The organism is Micromonospora sp. IBHARD003 (genome assembly GCF_056106285.1).
The window spans coordinates 2,125,679-2,143,686 of the sequence record NZ_JBWBBX010000001.1; the positions used below are offsets into that span (position 1 = coordinate 2,125,679).

Genomic DNA, 18,008 nt, shown 5'->3' on the forward strand with positions numbered 1-18,008 from the left:
GGTGACCGGACGGTCACCAGGCGAGTAGAGCCGGCGTCGCGGCCTCAATGAGGGGGTCCTGGACATGCTCGTCCGGGGCCAAGGAGGGTGGTACCGCGGGAGCAGTTCATCGGCTCTCGTCCCTCCGACGGAACAGGCACAGTCCGTTGGAGGAGCCCGTACATGACGCCGCCGCCTCAGTACCGCCCGGTACCAGCCCAGGTCGACCTGCCCGCTCTCGAGCACGCCGTGCTCGACTTCTGGCAGGACAACAAGATCTTCGCGAAGAGCCTCGAGCAGTCCGAGGGACGCCCGGAGTGGGTGTTCTACGAGGGCCCGCCCACCGCCAACGGCATGCCCGGAGCGCACCACATCGAGGCCCGCGTCTTCAAGGACGTCTTCCCGCGGTTCCGCACCATGCGGGGCTACCACGTGGCCCGCAAGGCCGGCTGGGACTGCCATGGCCTGCCCGTCGAGCTCGCCGTCGAGAAGGAGCTCGGCTTCAGCGGCAAGAAGGACATCGAGGCCTACGGCATCGCCGAGTTCAACGCCAAGTGCCGTGAGTCGGTGACCCGCCACACGGACGCGTTCGCCGAGCTCACGACCCGTATGGGGTACTGGACCGACCTCGACGGCGCGTACCGGACGATGGACCCCGCGTACATCGAGTCCGTCTGGTGGTCGCTGAAGGAGATCTTCGACAAGGGCCTGCTGGTCCAGGACCACCGGGTCGCCCCCTGGTGTCCGCGCTGCGGCACGGGCCTGTCCGACCACGAGCTGGCGCAGGGCTACGAGACGGTCGTCGACCCGTCCGTGTTCGTCCGCTTCCCGCTCACCTCGGGGCCGCTCGCCGGCGAGGCCGCGCTGCTCGTCTGGACGACGACCCCCTGGACGCTGGTGTCGAACACCGCGGTGGCCGCGCACCCCGAGGTCACCTATGTCGAGGCGACCGACGGCCGGGAGAAGCTGGTCGTCGCCCAGCCGCTGCTGGAGAAGGCACTCGGCGAAGGATGGGAGGCCACGGGCCGGTCCTTCACGGGCGCCGAGATGGAGCGCTGGACCTACGAGCGCCCCTTCCAGCTGGTGGAGTTCCCGAGCGAGGCCCACTTCGTGGTCAACGCCGACTACGTCACCACCGAGGACGGCACGGGTCTGGTCCACCAGTCCCCCGCCTTCGGTGAGGACGACCTCAAGGTCTGCCGCGCCTACGGTCTGCCGGTCGTCAACCCGGTCCGGGCGGACGGCACCTTCGAGGAGGAAGTCCCGCTGGTCGGCGGCGTCTTCTTCAAGAAGGCCGACGAGGCGCTGACCAAGGACCTGGACGAGCGCGGGCTGCTGTTCAAGCACATCCCGTACGAGCACAGCTACCCGCACTGCTGGCGCTGCCACACCGCCCTGCTCTACTACGCGCAGCCGTCCTGGTACATCCGCACGACCGCGGTCAAGGACCGGCTCCTCGAGGAGAACCAGAACACCAACTGGTTCCCGGAGTCGGTCAAGCACGGCCGCTTCGGCGACTGGCTCAACAACAACATCGACTGGGCGCTCTCCCGCAACCGCTACTGGGGCACCCCGCTGCCGATCTGGCGCTGCGAGGACGGCCATCTGACCTGCGTCGGCTCGCGCGCCGAGCTCACGGAGCTGACGGGCACCGACCAGTCGTCGCTGGACCCGCACCGGCCGTTCATCGACGACGTCACCTTCCCGTGCCCGGAGTGCTCTCAGGAGGCCACGCGCGTCCCGGAGGTCATCGACGCCTGGTACGACTCGGGTTCGATGCCCTTCGCACAGTGGGGCTACCCGTACCGGAACAAGGAGATCTTCGAGAAGCGCTACCCGGCGCAGTTCATCTCGGAGGCGATCGACCAGACCCGCGGCTGGTTCTACACGCTGATGGCGGTCGGCACGCTGGTCTTCGACAAGTCCTCGTACGAGAACGTGGTCTGCCTGGGCCACATCCTCGCCGAGGACGGCCGCAAGATGTCCAAGCACCTGGGCAACATCCTGCAGCCGATCCCGCTCATGGACCAGCACGGTGCGGACGCCGTGCGCTGGTTCATGGCAGCCGGCGGCTCGCCCTGGGCGGCGCGGCGCGTGGGCCACGGCACCATCCAGGAGGTGGTCCGCAAGACCCTCCTCACGTACTGGAACACGGTCGCCTTCCAGGCGCTGTACGCCCGCACGTCCGGCTGGGCCCCCTCGCCGGCCGATCCGGCACCGGCCGAGCGCACGGTGCTCGACCGCTGGCTGCTGTCCGAACTGCACGCGCTGGTGGACCAGGTCACGCTGGCGCTGGAGGCCTACGACACCCAGCGCGCCGGCAAGCTGATCTCCACCTTCGTCGACGACCTGTCGAACTGGTACGTACGCCGCTCGCGCCGCCGCTTCTGGCAGGGCGACGCGTCCGCGCTGCGCACGCTCCACGATGTGATCGAGACCGTCACCCGGCTGATGGCCCCGCTCACCCCGTTCATCACGGAGCGGGTGTGGCAGGACCTGGTGGTCCCGGTGGCCCCGGACGCCCCCGAGTCGGTCCACCTGGCCGGCTGGCCCGAGGCCGACCTGTCGGCGATCGACCCGACGCTGTCCCAGGAGATGCTGCTGGTCCGCAGACTGGTGGAGCTGGGCCGGGCGACGCGTGCGGAGTCCGGTGTGAAAACCCGCCAGCCGCTGTCGCGGGCCCTGGTCGCGGCGGCCGGCTTCGAGTCGCTGTCGCCCGAGTTGCACGCACAGATCACCGAGGAGCTGAACGTCTCCTCGCTGGCTTCCCTGTCCGAGGTCGGCGGCTCGCTGGTCGACACCACGGCCAAGGCGAACTTCCGCGCACTGGGCAAGCGCTTCGGCAAGGGCGTCCAGGACGTGGCCAAGGCCGTTGCGGCGGCGGACGCGGCGGCGCTGTCCCTCGCCCTGCGTGAGGGAGTTGCCACGCTGGAGGTCAACGGCGAGAAGATCACCCTCTCCCCGGAGGAGGTCATCATCACCGAGACGCCCCGCGAGGGCTGGTCGGTGGCCTCCGATCAGGGTGCGACGGTCGCGCTCGACCTGGAGATCACTCCGGAGCTGCGGCTCGCGGGCGTGGCCCGGGACGCGATCCGGCTGATCCAGGAGGCGCGCAAGAACAGCGGCCTGGATGTCGCGGACCGCATCGCCCTGCGCTGGGCGTCCGCGGACCCCGAGGTCACGAAGGCCCTGACGGACCACGCGGGTCTGATCGCGGAGGAGGTCCTGGCGACGGACTTCGCCTCCGGCGATGCGGACGACACGTACGGCTCCCCGTTCACGGACGAGGGCCTGTCCCTGACCTTCCGCCTCCGCAAGGCGTAAGCCCCTGACGGGGGCACGGCCCCCGTCATCCCCCTCGCCCCCGGGCACGGTTGAGGCCGTGCACCGGGGGCGAGGGCGTCTCCGAAGGGGGACGGGATGGCCGGAGCCGTGGCGGCAGGCTTCTGCCGCCACGGCCGGCGAGGTTGCTCCGGAGCTGCAAGCCGCCGCCCCCGAGGAGGCGAGCCCGGAGGGCCCCCGCCCACCGGCGCACCCAAGCCCGTCCTGGAGTCCCGGCACACCCCACGTGCACCGCACGGCCAGGCACGGACGCGCAACAGGGCCGGGCCCGGGACTGAACGTCCCGGGCCCGGCCCTGAATGCCTGCCGACGGCTACGCGCGCTTCGCGCGGCAGCCCGCCGTCAGTTGTCGTCCTCGTCGATGAGGAAGCCCCGCATCGGCGACGGCGCCTGCTGCATCGGCTGCGGGCCCTGCGGCCGCACCGGTGCCATCGGCTGGGTCATCGCCGGGGACATCTGCTGCTGACCGCCGTACGACGGGGCCGCGGGCGAGGGCCCGTGACCGCCCATCGTCTGGTTGCCTCCGTAGGACGGCGCGCTCGCACCCGCCGGGGCCATGGACGGCGCCGGGGACGGCGGCAGCGACGCCGCAGAGGGAGTCCGCGGCGGGGCCAGCGAGTCGTCGGCCTGGGTCTCCAGCTGACGCAGCTGGCTCTCCAGGTACGACTTCAGCCGCGTGCGGTACTCGCGCTCGAAGCCACGCAGGTCCTCGACCTTGCGCTCCAGCGTGGCGCGGGCCGACTCCAGCGAGCCCATCGCGACGCGGTGCTTCTCCTGCGCGTCCCGCTCCAGCGCATCGGCCTTGGCGCGGGCGTCCCGCTCCAGACCCTCGGCACGCGAACGCGCCTCACCGACGATCTTGTTGGCCTCGGAACGGGCCTCGGCGATGGCCTGGTCGGCCGTCTGCTGGGCCAGCGAGAGCACACGTGCGGCGCTGTCGCCGCCCGGGCCCTGACCGGGGCCGCCCATCGGACCGCCCATGGGACCGCCCATCGGGCCACCCATGGGACCGCCCATCGGGCCGCCCTGCATGGGACCGCCCATGGGACCGCCCTGCATCGGGCCGCCCTGCATCGAACCGGGGCCCATGGGGCCGGGGCCCTGAGGACCGTGACCACCGGGACCGGCCGGCAGCTGAGGAGCACCACCGGGCAGCTGGGGGGGACCCATCTGCGGGGGCTGCTGCTGGACGGGGGGTCCGGATATGGCGGCGGGCACAGGTGCACCCGGACCTCGGCCGTCCTGCGGCTCCGGCGGTTTACGCATACCCTGCTGCTGGTTCTGCGCCGCGGCACGGGTCGCCGCCGCCAGCTTGGCGCGCAGGTCCTCGTTCTCGCGGAGCAGACGGGTCAGCTCGGCTTCGACCTCGTCGAGGAAGGCATCGACCTCGTCCTCGTCATAGCCTTCTCGGAGGCGGACGGTCGTGAACTGCTTGTTCCGCACGTCCTCGGGGGTCAGCGGCATCTCTTCTTCACCTCTACGTAGTCGTCGGCAGTCGGCAAGACCGTATCTTTCACATCCCGCTCCCCACGCCGCGGACGATGGAGATCAAGATATAGACGATGATCATCAGAACGAAGAAGGACAGGTCGAGTGCCACGCCCCCGAGACGCAGCGGCGGAATGAACCGCCGCAGAAGCTTGAGCGGTGGATCGGTGACAGTGTAGGTGGCCTCCAGGACGACCACCATCGCCTTGCCGGGTTGCCACGAGCGGGCGAACTGGAAGACGTAGTCCATGACCAGCCGGAAGATCAGCACGACAAGGAAGCACACAAGCGCGAAGTAGACAACCTGCAATGCGACGCCCATTACCGCGCTTTCTCCCCTGACTCTCGTGTCCGGCCTTCGGCCGGGTCGTTCCCGGTGTCGATTCTCAGCTCTGGTTGAAGAACCCGCCCTCTGCGATGCGGGCCTTGTCCTCCGCCGTGACATCGACGTTAGCAGGCGACAGCAGGAACACCTTCTGCGTCACTCGCTCAATGCTGCCATGGAGACCGAAGACGAGTCCCGCGGCAAAGTCGACAAGTCGCTTCGCATCGGTGTCGTCCATCTCCGTGAGGTTCATGATCACGGGGGTGCCCTCACGGAAGTGTTCCCCGATGGTACGGGCCTCGTTGTAGGTCCGGGGGTGCAGAGTCGTGATGCGGTAGGGCTCCCGCTCGGACACAACCTTGGGCATGATCACCGGGGCGTTCTTCTCCAGATTCGGACGTTCAGGTGTGATGGATGCCACGGGGGCGATTCGCGCCGGACGTCCTGATTCCGCGGGCGAGGGTGCGGAACGGACCGCCGCTTCACGGGGAGCGGGCGGCTGCACCGCGCGCACCGGCTCCTCCCGTTCCACCTGATGCGGAGGCTGGTGGCGGCGCCGGTCCCGCTCGGGCTCCGGCTCCATCTCGGGTTCGAAGTCGTCGTCGGGGTCGAATCCCCGGCCGTCGTAACCATCGTCCTCCACGAGGCCGAGGTAGACCGCCATCTTGCGCATCGCGCCGGCCATTCTCTGAGTCCTCCGCTCTGTGGTGGATCGGCTTCGTTCGGCTACGTCACCAAGTGCCCGCGATCCACTCGGCCCGTCCGCCTTTCGACGGAAATGACCATATTTTCTACTGTGGTCCGACTTGCATCGCGACGTTACCCGAGCCGAGGTCGGACTCCGAGTACCGCCGTACCGACGCGCACATGTGTCGCTCCGGCCGCCACCGCTTCCTCGAGGTCCGCACTCATCCCCGCCGACACCATGTTCGCAGCAGGACGGGCAGCGCGCAGGCTTGATGACAATTCCACCAGCCGCTCGAAGGCGGCCTGTTGACGCCCCGCGTACGGCCCCTCGAGCGGAGCGACGGTCATCAGCCCGTCGAGCCGGAGCCCGGGCGAGCCGTCGACCGAGGCGGCCAACTCCTCGATGCCGTCTGGTGCGACGCCACCCCGGCCCGCTCCGGTTCCCGGTTCGGCGTCGAGAGCGACCTGGATCAGGCACCCGAGTTCGCGTCCGGCGCGCACCGCCGCCGCGGACAGTGCCCGCACGAGCTTCAACCGGTCGACGGACTGCACAATATCGGCATAAGTCGCCACCGATCGCACCTTGTTGGTCTGCAACTGGCCGACGAAGTGCCATGTCAGATCGAGATCGGAACACGCGGCGGCCTTCGGCGCCGCGTCCTGGTCCTTGTTCTCGGCGACGTGGCGCACCCCGAGCTCATGCAGCAGTCGCACATCGCTCGCGGGGTAGGTCTTGGTGACCACGATGAGGGTCACCTCTTCCCGCTTGCGCCCGGCCGCGGAACAGGCGGCGGCGATACGTTCCTCCACGCGCGCCAGATTCTCGGCGAGTTCGGTCCTGCGGTCGGTCATCGCTGTTCTCTTCCACTGCTTCCGGCGTCCAGCCAGACATAGCCGGCGAGGCGCCCCGTCGTGCGGTCGCGGCGGTACGAGTAGTGGTCGCCCGACTCCAGTGTGCAGACCGGCGATGCCTGGCGGTCCCGTACGCCCAGCGCTTCGAGCTGGGCGTGGACTCCTGCCGTGACGTCGACTGCGGGGGTGCCCCAGCTGGTCTCCGACCGCGCCTCGGGGACCACGGCCGCGACATCGGCGCGCATGGCCTCCGGCACCTCGTAGCAGCGGCCGCACACGGCGGGCCCGGTGCGGGCGACGATCCGCGCGGGGTCGGCACCGAGCGCGATCATGGCATCCACGGCAGCCGGGACGACTCCCGCGACCATTCCGGGGCGCCCCGCGTGCGCGGCGGCCGCGACCCCCGCGACGGGGTCCGCCAGGAGCACCGGGGTGCAGTCGGCGGTGAGCACCGCGAGTGCCAGTCCCCGCCGGGCCGTGACCACCGCGTCCACGGCCGGGACGTCCGCGGTGGTCCACGGTCCGTCGACGACGGCGACATCGCGGCCGTGCACCTGGTTCATCCAGACCACGAGCCCCGGGTCGAGCCCGAGGGTCTTGGCGGCCAGTTCGCGGTTCGTGCGAACGGCGGCAGGGTCGTCGCCGACCGCGCCGCCGAGATTGAGCTCCTCGTACGGAGCGGCGCTCACCCCGCCCCACCTGTCGGTGAAGGCGAAGTGCGCGCCGCTCACGCTGTCCTGCCCCCGTATCACCGCGAGATCACTTCAGGAAGTCCGGGACGTCCAGCTCTTCGGCCTGGCTGTCGTACGGGCGGGCCGGCGGGACCTGCGGCGACGAGCCGCCCAGTGAGGAGTCACTCGCCACCGGGACCGGCTCGGCCGGGGCGGCGGGCTCCTCACGCGGAGGCACCGTGCCCAGGCCGCCGATGGAGCGAGGCTCCTGGCGGGCGACGGGCGCGGGCTCGTCGCGCTTGGCGGCGGAGCCGATCACATTCTCCCGGCGGGCCGGGGGCTGACCCCCGTCGAAGCCCGCCGCGATGACCGTGACCCGCACCTCGTCGCCGAGCGCGTCGTCGATGACCGCACCGAAGATGATGTTGGCCTCGGGGTGGGCGGCCTCACTGACCAGCTGGGCCGCCTCGTTGATCTCGAAGAGACCGAGGTCCGAGCCGCCGGAGATGGACAGCAGCACGCCACGGGCGCCGTCGATGGACGCCTCGAGCAGCGGCGAGGAGATCGCCATCTCGGCCGCGGCAACGGCGCGGTCGTCGCCGCGGGCGGACCCGATGCCCATGAGCGCGGATCCGGCCTCGGACATGACCGACTTGACGTCGGCGAAGTCGAGGTTGATCAGACCCGGGGTGGTGATCAGGTCCGTGATGCCCTGGACACCGGACAGCAGCACCTGGTCGGCGGACTTGAACGCGTCGAGCACGCTGACCTGGCGGTCCGAGATGGACAGCAGCCGGTCGTTCGGGATCACGATGAGGGTGTCGACCTCTTCGCGGAGCTCGGCGATGCCGTCCTCCGCCTGGTTGGCCCGCCGGCGGCCCTCGAAAGTGAAGGGCCGGGTGACCACGCCGATGGTCAGGGCGCCCAGCGAGCGCGCGATGTTGGCCACGACGGGCGCGCCGCCGGTACCCGTGCCGCCGCCCTCACCGGCGGTGACGAAGACCATGTCGGCCCCCTTGAGGACCTCCTCGATCTCCTCGCGGTGGTCCTCTGCCGCCTTGCGGCCGACGGCCGGGTTGGCTCCGGCTCCGAGGCCACGGGTGAGTTCGCGGCCGACGTCGAGCTTGACGTCGGCGTCGCTCATCAACAGCGCCTGTGCGTCGGTGTTGATCGCGATGAACTCGACGCCCTTGAGGCCGACCTCGATCATCCGGTTGATGGCATTGACACCACCGCCGCCGACACCGATGACCTTGATGACTGCGAGGTAGTTCTGCGGTGCTGCCACGTCGAAGGCCTCTCGCCTCGAGATACATGCCGCCGCTCACGGGTGGTCCCGCGTCGCGACGGCGGATGCCGATGGGACGGTCCGAAATGCCGACCCAAACCCTAACGTTGAAGTTTAGGGTTACCAGTGTCTCTTGTTCCTGGACTCTCTCGAACGAGACACTAAGTCGACAAGTGGCGCGCGTTCAACGAACACGCCGAACCTCCCGTTTTTCTTTTCACCCTATGTGATCAGCCGTTGCGCTGACCAACCAGGGTGCTGGCCTGCGAATTTGTGCGTCAACTCCCGGACGCCGCAGGGGCGGTCGGGGCGCTGACGTCGAAGTGCCGGGCCTCGGGCTCCGCTTTCATCAGCGCGGTGAGGGCACGCGCCTTGACCTCGCCGTCGTCCCCGCTGCCCCACAGCACCGTTCTGCCGCGCGTCAGCTTCAGGGTGACAGAGTCATACGAAAGGACTTCGACGGACCGCAGGTCCTGGACGACACCCGAAGGAAGTCCGGCGGTAACGCGGACGGCCGCCCGCACCAGCCGCCGCCCCCCGAAGCGGCCCGCACCGGAAGGCCGGTCCGCCCTCAGCTCCAGCAGCGGCAGCCCCTTGGGGGCCGCGCCCACGGTCGCGAAGCGGACACCCTTCGCATCCAGGAGAACGAACTGCCCGCCCTCCACGGCGACGAGCACGGGCTTTCGCTCCACCACCGTCAACTCGACCTCGTGCGGCCAGGAACGGACCGCCTCGACCGAGTCGATGCGCGGAAGCTTCTGACGCAACCGCGCCTCGATCCCATCCATATCAACTGAAATTAGGGGTGATCCGATTGAAATGGCCGCCGCCTGCTCGACCTCACGTGGCGTCAGCACCCGCGTACCGGAGATGCGGACCTGCTCGGCGCGCAGCCATGGCGAGCCGTACACCAGCCAGACCCCTGCCCCGCCGAGCACGACGAGCACCACGGTCACCAGCAGCACCCGGGGGGCACGCAGGCGCGGACGGCGCTGCGCCGGGCCCCGCCCGGGCCGGGCGGAGCGGCCGGGCGACGACGGGCCGTTCGGCTTCCGTGTGCCGCGTTCGGCTGTCGTCGGTCCGGCCATCTCCGCACCCTGCCCTTCGTCGTGGCTATCGCCGCGCCCTGGCGGCAATCGCCTCGTACACCATTCCGACAAGCAGATCGTCTGCATCCCGGCGCCCGAACTCGGCGGCGGCGCGGGACATCTCGTACAACCGGTGCGGATCGGCGAGCACCGGAAGCACCTGGCTCTGCACCCACTGGGGGCTCAGCTCGGCGTCGTCGACCAGCAGCCCACCGCCGGACTTCACCACCGGCTGGGCGTTGAGCCGCTGTTCGCCGTTGCCGATCGGCAGCGGTACGTACGCGGCGGGCAGCCCGACGGCGGAGAGCTCGGCGACGGTCATGGCCCCCGCGCGGCACAGCATCATGTCGGCCGCGGCGTACGCGAGGTCCATCCGGTCCAGGTACGGTACCGGGATGTAGGGCGGCATTCCGGGCATGTTGTCCACGCGCGGCAGCTCGTTCTTCGGGCCCACCGCGTGCAGGATCTGGATGCCGGAGCGCTGCAGCAGCGGAGCGATCTGCTGGACCACCTCGTTGAGGCGTCGGGCTCCCTGGGACCCTCCGGCGACCAGCAGTGTGGGCAGATTGGGGTCGAGCCCGAAGGCGGCGCGGGCCTCGGGGCGCACCCGGGCCCGGTCGAGGGTCGCGATCGAGCGGCGCAGCGGGATGCCGATGTACCGGGCGTCGCGCAGCTTGGAGTCCGGGGTGGAGACGGCGACCGCCGCCGCGTACCGGGAACCGATCTTGTTGGCCAGACCGGGGCGCGCGTTGGCCTCGTGGACGACGATCGGCACACCGAGCCGCTTGGCGGCGAGATAGCCGGGCAGCGCGACATAGCCGCCGAAGCCGACGACGCAGTCCGCCCTGGTGCGCTCGAGGACCTGCTCGGCGGCCTTGATGGTGCCGCGGAGCCGGCCCGGAACGGTGATCAACTCAGGTGTGGGCTTGCGCGGCAGCGGCACGGCGGGGATGAGTGCCAGTTCGTAGCCCCGCTCGGGCACGAGCCTGGTCTCCAGCCCCCGCTCCGTGCCGAGGGCCGTGATGCCCACGGTCGGATCCTGCCTACGCAGGGCGTCCGCGAGGGCGAGCGCGGGCTCGATGTGGCCGGCGGTCCCCCCGCCGGCGAGTACGACATGCACCGAAATTCACCGCTCTCCGGACGGACGCCTCGTGACGCGCCGTCTCATCGTCTTCCATCTCACCCCAGGTCCCCGCGCGGCCAGGGCCGCCTTCGCCGCGGGATCCTCACGCGCGAACGCGATCAGCAGCCCCACGGCGAACATGGTCGGCAGCAGGGCGGAGCCTCCGTAGGAGAACAGCGGGAGGGGGACCCCGGCGATCGGCAGCAGGCCGAGCACCGCACCGATGTTGATCACGGCCTGGGCCGTGATCCAGGTGGTCACACCTCCCGCGGCGTACCTCACGAAGGGATCCTCCGTGCGTCCGGCCACGCGGATACCCGCATAGCCTAGAGCCGCGAAGAGAGTGAGCACCGACAGCGTCCCCGCCAGCCCCAGTTCCTCCCCGGTGATGGCGAAGATGAAGTCGGTGTGCGCTTCGGGTAGTTGGCCCCATTTTTCCACACTCGCCCCGATACCGGAACCGAACCATCCGCCGGAGGCGAGTGCGTAGATCCCGTGCACGGCCTGCCAGCACAGGTCCCCCGGGCCCGGGTCGGTCGCGCCGACGCACCGGAACCGGCCCATCCGGTTGGGGCTCGTCTTGATCAGGACGGCGCCGATGACCACGGCGACCGCCAGCACCCCGGTGAAAAGCCTGGTGGGGGCGCCGGCCAGCCAGAGCAGCCCGAACAGGATCGCGGCCAGGATGATCGCGGTGCCCATGTCCCCGCCGAGCATGATCAGACCCAGCAGGAGGAAGGCGACCGGCACCAGCGGGACGAGCAGGTGCTTCCACTGGGTGAGCAGCCGTTTGTCCTGTTTGCGGGCCAGCAGGTCGGCGCCCCAGAGGATCAGTGCGACCTTGCCGAACTCACTGGGCTGGAGCTGGAAGGGGCCGCCGAGGTAGATCCAGTTCTGGTTGCCGTTGACGGAATGCCCTATCCCCGGGACCTGTACCAGCACCATCAGGAAGAGGCTGCCGACGAGCAGGGGGTAGGCGAGTGCGCGATGGAGCCGGGAGGGCATCCGGGAGGCGAGCAGCAGCAGCACGGTGCCGAGGACCGCGGCGAAGAACTGCTTGCGGAAGAAGTACGAGGGGGCGAGCGAGTAGGTCAGCGCCGTGATCATCGACGCGGAGTAGACCATCACCAGACCCAGCGCGGTGATCAGCAGACCTGCGCCGAGGATCACGTAGTACGCGGTGAGCGGCCGGTCCCAGGCCCGCCGCGCCTGCTCGAAGATCCGACGGAGCCCGCTCCCCGGCGGGCCGGACGCGCCGCCCGTGCGGCCCGCCCCGCCGCGCACGGCGGACGGCCGCCGCGGTCCGGCGGTCCCGCTGCGCAGCAGCGCCCCGGGGACCCCCGCGAGGCCAGGCTCGGGGGCCAGGACGCGTACCCGCCCGGCGGCCCGTACAGCTGTCCGCCGCGCGAGCGCGCCCACGAGCCGTCGCACCACAGCCCCGGCACGACGGTGCACGGGGTGGCTGCGGGTGCGTACGGCAGGCCGGGGCCCGCGCGGGTCGGGCGCGGCGGTGGGGTCGTGCGGCATGAGCGTGTCCCCTCCAGTCGTGGGCGGCGGCGCCGGGGCGCGGCGACGGGGACCGGGCTGGTCAGGCGTGTTCGGCGGCGAGCGCGCGGACGGCGTCCGCGAAGGCCTCGCCCCGCTTGTTGTAGTTGGCGAACATGTCCATCGAGGCACAGGCGGGGGCCAGCAGCACCGTGTCCCCCGGCTGTGCGAGCCCCGCCGCTTCGCGGACCGCCGCCGACATCGCCCCAGTGTCGGTCCGGTCGAGGTCGACGACCGGGACCTCGGGCGCGTGTCGCGCGAGCGCTTCGGCGATCAGCGCGCGGTCCGCGCCCATCAGCACGACGCCCCGGAGCCGCTTCGCGGACTTGCGGACCAGCTCGTCGAACGTCGCGCCCTTCGCCAGCCCGCCCGCGATCCAGACGATCGGGTCGTACGCCGCCAAGGACGCTTCCGCGGCATGGGTGTTGGTGGCCTTCGAGTCGTCGACGTACGCCACCTCCGCGACATCCGCGACGTGCGCGATGCGGTGCGCGTCGGGGCGGAAGGCACGCAGCCCGTCCCGTACGGCCGCGGGAGCCACGCCGAAGGCGCGGGCGAGGGCCGCGGCGGCCAGCGCGTTGGCGATGTTGTGGGGAGCCGGCGGGTTGACGTCGGAGACCTCGGCGAGCTCCTGTGCCTGCTTCTGCCGGTTCTCGACGAACGCACGGTCCACGAGGATGCCGTCGACCACGCCGAGCTGTGAGGGGCCGGGGGCGGTGAGGGTGAAGCCGATCGCCCGGCAGCCCTCCACGACATCGGCCTCGCGCACCAGGTCCTCGGTGGCGGGGTCGGCGGCGTTGTAGACGCAGGCGACCGTGTTGCCCTCGTAGATCCGGCCCTTGTCGGCGGCGTACGCCTCCATGGAGCCGTGCCAGTCGAGGTGGTCGGGCGCCAGGTTGAGCACGGCGGCGGAGTGGGCGCGCAGCGAGGGCGCCCAGTGCAGCTGGTAGCTGGACAGTTCGACGGCGAGGACGTCGTACTTCTCGTCGCCGAGGACGGCGTCCAGCAGCGAGACCCCGATGTTGCCCACGGCCGCCGTCCTCAGCCCTGCCGCCTCCAGGATCGAGGCGAGCATCCGCACGGTCGTGGTCTTGCCGTTGGTGCCGGTGACCGCGAGCCAGGGCGCGGAGTCGGGCCGGCGCAGCCGCCAGGCCAGCTCCACGTCGCCCCAGATCTCCACGCCCGCGTCGGCGGCGGCGGCGAACAGGGGCTTGTCGGGCTTCCAGCCGGGCGCCGTGACGACCAGCTCGGTGCCCTCCGGCAGGGTGTCGCCGTCGCCGAGGCGGACGGTGATTCCCTCCGCCTCCAGCTCGGCGGCCTGAGCACGCGCGCGTTCGTCGTCGCCGTCGTTGACGACCGTGACGACCGCGCCGAGGCCGTGCAGGGCGCGGGCGGCCGGAAGACCGCTCACGCCCAGCCCGGCGACGGTGACGTGCTTGCCCTGCCAGTCCCGCGTACTCACTTCTCGGCCGCCCAGCCCGCGTAGAAGAGTCCCAGACCCACGATGACGCACATGCCCTGAATGATCCAGAAACGGACCACGACCAGGACTTCGGACCAGCCCTTGAGCTCGAAGTGGTGCTGGAGCGGTGCCATCCGGAAGACGCGCTTGCCGGTGAGCCGGAAGGAGCCGACCTGGATGATCACGGACATGGTGATCAGGACGAACAGACCGCCGAGGAGGGCGAGCAGCAGCTCGGTGCGGGAGCAGATCGCGAGGCCGGCGAGCGCGCCGCCGAGTGCGAGCGAGCCGGTGTCACCCATGAAGATCTTGGCGGGCGAGGTGTTCCACCACAGGAAGCCGAAGCAGGCCCCCATCAGCGCGGAGGCGACCACGGCGAGGTCGAGCGGGTCGCGTACCTCGAAGCAGGCGTTGGGGTTGGTCAGCGTGTCGGCGTTGGCGCACCACTCCTGGAACTGCCAGAGCCCGATGAAGGTGTACGCGCCGAAGACCATCACGGAGGCGCCGGTGGCGAGGCCGTCCAGTCCGTCGGTGAGGTTCACGCCGTTCGACATCGCGAGGATCATGAACAGCGCCCAGACGACGAACAGCACCGGGCCGATGGACCAGCCGAAATCGGTGACGAACGAGAGCCGGGTGGACGCGGGAGTCTGGCCGCGGATGTCCGCGAACTGCAGGGCCAGCACGGCGAAGGCGATACCGACGATCAGCTGTCCGGCCATCTTCGCCTTGGCGCGCAGACCCAGCGACCGCTGCTTGACGATCTTGATGTAGTCGTCGAGGAAGCCGACCAGGCCCATGCCCGCCATCAGGAAGAGCACCAGGACGCCCGAGAACGAGAACTTCTCGCCGGTGATCACCTTGGCGAGCGCGTAGGCGATGAGCGTGGCCAGGATGAAGGCGATGCCGCCCATCGTGGGCGTGCCCTTCTTGCTGCCGTGGCTGCGCGGTCCGTCGTCCCGGATGAACTGCCCGTAGCCCTTGCGGGCCAGCAGCTTGATCAGCAGCGGGGTACCGATGAGCGTCAGGAAGAGGCCGATGGCCCCCGAGAAGAGGATCTGCCTCATCGGCCGGCTACCTGCCCCTCGGAAGAGCCCGCCGTGTTCTCGAGGAGCGCCTGGGCGATCCGCTCGAGCCCGGCCGACCTGGAAGCCTTCACCAGGACGACGTCTCCCGGGCGCAGCTCCCTGCGCAACAGATCAACCGCCGCCTGCGCGTCGGACACGTGCACCGACTCCTCACCCCACGAACCCTCGTTATAGGCGCCCAGTTGCAACCAGGACGCTTCCCTGCCCCCGACTGCGACGAGCTTGCTGACGTTGAGCCGGACGGCGAGCCGTCCGACAGCGTCGTGCTCGGCGAGCGAATCGTCCCCGAGCTCGGCCATCGGGCCGAGCACCGCCCACGTACGCCCCCCGGCAGCCTGTGCGGCCGCACCCATGGCCACAAGGGCGCGCAGGGCGGCTCGCATGGACTCGGGGTTGGCGTTGTAGGCGTCGTTGACAACCGTCACACCGTCCGGACGCTCGGTGACCTCCATACGCCAGCGGGAGAGGGTGCCGGCCTCGGAGAGCGCGGTGGCGATCTCGTCGACGGGCATGCCCAGCTCATGGGCGACGGCGGCCGCGGCGAGCGCGTTCGACACGTGGTGCTCACCGTACAGCCGCAAGGTCACATCGCTGCACCCGGAGGGTGTGCGAAGGCGGAATGCGGGCTGCCCACTGGGCATCAGCCGGACGTTCTCTGCGCGTACGTCCGCTTCGCCCGCCTCACCGAAGAGCACGACGCGTGCCGCGGTGCGTGAGGCCATCGCCCGTACGAGGGGATCGTCGGCGTTGAGGACGGCGATACCGCCCTTCTCCCCCGGCGGAAGGCATTCGACGAGCTCGCCCTTGGCCTGGGCGATCTGCTCACGGCCGCCGAACTCGCCGATGTGGGCGGTGCCGACGTTCAGGACGACGCCGATACGCGGCGGGGTGAGTCCGGTCAGGTAGCGGATGTGGCCGATGCCCCGGGCGCCCATCTCCAGTACAAGATGGCGTGTTTGCGCCGTCGCGCGCAGCGCGGTCAGCGGCAGGCCGATCTCGTTGTTGAGGGATCCGGGCGTCCAGACCGTCGGCGCGTGGCGCTCCAGCAGCTGGGCGATGAGGTCCTTCGTGGAGGTCTTGCCGGCCGAGCCGGTGAGGGCGACGACCTCGGTGCCGAGCCGCTCGACGACGGCCCGTGCGAGGGCTCCGAGGGCGCTCTGCACATCGTCGACGACGATGGCGGGCACGCCGACGGGCCGGGCGGCGAGCACCGCCACGGCGCCCGCATCGACGGCTCGCTCGGCGTAGTCGTGGCCGTCGACGTTCTCGCCGGCGAAGGCGGCGAAGAGGCTGCCCGGTTCGACCTGGCGGGAGTCGATGACGACGGATCCGGTGACCTGGATGGCCGGATCCGGTATGTCGTGGGGCTGCCCGCCGACGATTCCGGCGATCTCGGCGAGGGAGAGGGCGATCACTGCTTCATCCCTGACTGTTCTGGTGACGGTCTGCGTCCTGCGCACCGGTGCGGTGCCCCGAGCGGGCTTCGATCGCTTCGCGGAGCACCTGGCGGTCGTCGAACGAACGGACCACCCCGGCGATGTCCTGGCCCTGTTCATGGCCCTTGCCCGCGACCAGCACCGTGTCGCCCGGCTCGGCACGTGCGACCGCCGCGGCGATCGCGGCGGCGCGGTCCTCGAAGACCTGGACCTCGCCCCGTTCGTGCGCGGGCACCTCCGCGGCGCCCGCGAGCATCGTGGCGAGGATCGCGAGGGGGTCCTCGGAGCGGGGGTTGTCGGAGGTCAGGACCGCGGTGTCGGCGAGACGTGCGGCGGCGGCGCCCATCGGTCCGCGCTTGGTCGTGTCGCGGTCGCCGCCGCAACCGAGGACGATGTGCAGCCGTCCCTTGGTGACCTTGCGCAGGGCGCGGAGGACCGATTCGACGGCGTCCGTCTTGTGCGCGTAGTCGACGACGGCGAGATACGGCTGGCCCGCGTCGACGCGCTCGAGCCGGCCGGGCACCCCGGGGACCGCGGCGACACCGTCGGCGGCGGTCTGCGGGTCGATCCCGGCGACGGCGAGCGTGACGACGGCGGCCAGCGTGTTGGCGACGTTGAAGGGGCCCGGCAGCGGGGCGTGGGCGTTCACCCGCTCGCCGCCCGGGCCGACGACGGTGAAGGCCGAGCCGACCGCGCCGAGTTCGACGCCCTCGGCCCGCCAGTCGGCGTCCGGGTGGCCCTCGGCGGAGAACGTGACGACGGGGATCGCCGACTCGGCGGCGAGCCGCCGGCCGTACTCGTCGTCGAGGTTGACGACGCCCCGCCGGGCCCGGGCGGGTGTGAACAGCTGGGCCTTGGCCTGGAAGTAGTCCTCCATGCCGGAGTGGAACTCCATGTGCTCCGGGCTGAGGTTGTTGAAGACGGCGATGTCGAAGACACAGCCGTCGACCCGGCCGAGCACCAGTGCGTGGCTGGAGACCTCCATGGCGACCGACTCGATGCCGCGCTCGCGCATCACCGCGAACAGCGCCTGCAGATCGGTCGCTTCGGGGGTCGTGCGCTCCGCCTTGATGCGCTCGTCGTCGATGCGCATCTCGACCGTGCCGATGAGGCCGGTGCGACGGCCGGCACCGCGCAGCCCGCCCTCCACCAGATAGGCGGTGGTGGTCTTGCCCGAGGTGCCGGTGATACCGATCTGCAGCAGGCCTTCGCCGGGCTGTCCGTAGATCGCGACGGCGAGGGCGCCCATGCGCCCGCGTGGGTTCTCGGTGACCAGGACCGGCAGCCCGGTCGCCGCGGCGCGCTCCGCGCCCGTCGGGTCCGTCAGGATCGCGGCCGCGCCGAGCTCCTTCGCCTGGGCGACGTAGTCGGCGCCGTGGAGGCGGGCCCCGGGCAGCGCCGCGTAGAGGTCTCCGGGGCGGACCGCGCGGGAGTCATGGGTGATGCCGGTGACCGCGCCGGAGCCCGGGGGCTCGACCCCCAGCCGGTCGGCCAGCTCGCTGAGGTCGATCGGGACGACCTCGGCCGGACGGGGTGGGACGGTTCGGTACTGATCAGCATGTGGCACGGCGGTGAGCGTACCGGGCGTACCGGGACCGGTGCTAAATGAGGGTGGGTGGGGCGTGATCCTTGTC

General features: G+C 70.7%; 14 protein-coding genes. 1 reads left to right on the forward strand and 13 read right to left on the reverse strand.

Going from position 1 to position 18,008, the window contains the following annotated elements:
• Positions 1 to 162: 162 nt before the first annotated feature.
• Positions 163 to 3,303, forward strand: coding sequence for an isoleucine--tRNA ligase (gene ileS / locus ACTWOL_RS09455; RefSeq protein ID WP_474296150.1), 3,141 nt, complete (start codon positions 163 to 165; stop codon positions 3,301 to 3,303).
• A gap of 360 nt (positions 3,304 to 3,663) precedes the next feature.
• Here ileS and ACTWOL_RS09460 read toward each other — a convergent pair whose 3' ends face one another.
• The 13 genes from ACTWOL_RS09460 to ACTWOL_RS09520 all read right to left on the reverse strand — a co-directional run bounded on the left by ACTWOL_RS09460 (position 3,664) and on the right by ACTWOL_RS09520 (position 17,941).
• Positions 3,664 to 4,785 (reverse strand): DivIVA domain-containing protein, encoded by a 1,122-nt coding sequence (locus ACTWOL_RS09460; RefSeq protein WP_474296151.1) that lies wholly within the window; start codon positions 4,783 to 4,785, stop codon positions 3,664 to 3,666.
• Positions 4,786 to 4,834: 49 nt separating this feature from the next.
• Positions 4,835 to 5,131: a YggT family protein gene (locus ACTWOL_RS09465; RefSeq protein WP_474296152.1), complete on the reverse strand. Its 297-nt coding sequence runs from the start codon at positions 5,129 to 5,131 to the stop codon at positions 4,835 to 4,837.
• 64 nt (positions 5,132 to 5,195) lie between these two features.
• A complete protein-coding gene (locus tag ACTWOL_RS09470) occupies positions 5,196 to 5,819 on the reverse strand; it encodes a cell division protein SepF (RefSeq protein WP_474296153.1) in 624 nt (207 codons plus the stop codon).
• A gap of 134 nt (positions 5,820 to 5,953) precedes the next feature.
• On the reverse strand, positions 5,954 to 6,673 hold the full coding sequence (locus ACTWOL_RS09475) for a YggS family pyridoxal phosphate-dependent enzyme (protein ID WP_474296154.1): 720 nt from the start codon (positions 6,671 to 6,673) through the stop codon (positions 5,954 to 5,956).
• On the reverse strand, positions 6,670 to 7,404 hold the full coding sequence (gene pgeF / locus ACTWOL_RS09480; RefSeq protein WP_474296155.1) for a peptidoglycan editing factor PgeF: 735 nt from the start codon (positions 7,402 to 7,404) through the stop codon (positions 6,670 to 6,672). Before pgeF ends, ACTWOL_RS09475 begins: the two co-directional genes overlap by 4 nt.
• A gap of 28 nt (positions 7,405 to 7,432) precedes the next feature.
• The gene (gene ftsZ, locus ACTWOL_RS09485) at positions 7,433 to 8,632 is read right to left on the reverse strand and encodes a cell division protein FtsZ (protein ID WP_474296156.1); all 1,200 of its coding nucleotides are present in this window, start codon (positions 8,630 to 8,632) and stop codon (positions 7,433 to 7,435) included.
• A gap of 278 nt (positions 8,633 to 8,910) precedes the next feature.
• Entirely contained in the window at positions 8,911 to 9,720 is an 810-nt protein-coding gene (locus tag ACTWOL_RS09490) for a cell division protein FtsQ/DivIB (protein WP_474296157.1), read from the reverse strand.
• A gap of 25 nt (positions 9,721 to 9,745) precedes the next feature.
• Positions 9,746 to 10,840 carry an undecaprenyldiphospho-muramoylpentapeptide beta-N-acetylglucosaminyltransferase gene (gene murG, locus ACTWOL_RS09495; RefSeq protein ID WP_474296158.1) on the reverse strand — a complete coding sequence of 365 codons (1,095 nt, stop codon included), beginning with the start codon at positions 10,838 to 10,840 and terminating at the stop codon, positions 9,746 to 9,748.
• 6 nt (positions 10,841 to 10,846) lie between these two features.
• Complete coding sequence (gene ftsW / locus ACTWOL_RS09500) at positions 10,847 to 12,370, reverse strand: putative lipid II flippase FtsW (RefSeq protein ID WP_474296159.1); 1,524 nt, start codon at positions 12,368 to 12,370, stop codon at positions 10,847 to 10,849.
• Between the two features lie 61 nt (positions 12,371 to 12,431).
• Complete coding sequence (murD, locus tag ACTWOL_RS09505) at positions 12,432 to 13,850, reverse strand: UDP-N-acetylmuramoyl-L-alanine--D-glutamate ligase (RefSeq protein ID WP_474296160.1); 1,419 nt, start codon at positions 13,848 to 13,850, stop codon at positions 12,432 to 12,434.
• Entirely contained in the window at positions 13,847 to 14,917 is a 1,071-nt protein-coding gene (gene mraY, locus ACTWOL_RS09510; RefSeq protein WP_474296161.1) for a phospho-N-acetylmuramoyl-pentapeptide-transferase, read from the reverse strand. The genes murD and mraY overlap by 4 nt, the downstream gene beginning before the upstream one ends.
• Complete coding sequence (locus tag ACTWOL_RS09515) at positions 14,914 to 16,353, reverse strand: UDP-N-acetylmuramoyl-tripeptide--D-alanyl-D-alanine ligase (protein WP_474296162.1); 1,440 nt, start codon at positions 16,351 to 16,353, stop codon at positions 14,914 to 14,916. The genes mraY and ACTWOL_RS09515 overlap by 4 nt, the downstream gene beginning before the upstream one ends.
• Positions 16,354 to 16,357: 4 nt before the next feature.
• Positions 16,358 to 17,941 carry a UDP-N-acetylmuramoyl-L-alanyl-D-glutamate--2,6-diaminopimelate ligase gene (locus tag ACTWOL_RS09520; protein WP_474296163.1) on the reverse strand — a complete coding sequence of 528 codons (1,584 nt, stop codon included), beginning with the start codon at positions 17,939 to 17,941 and terminating at the stop codon, positions 16,358 to 16,360.
• Positions 17,942 to 18,008: the final 67 nt, after the last annotated feature.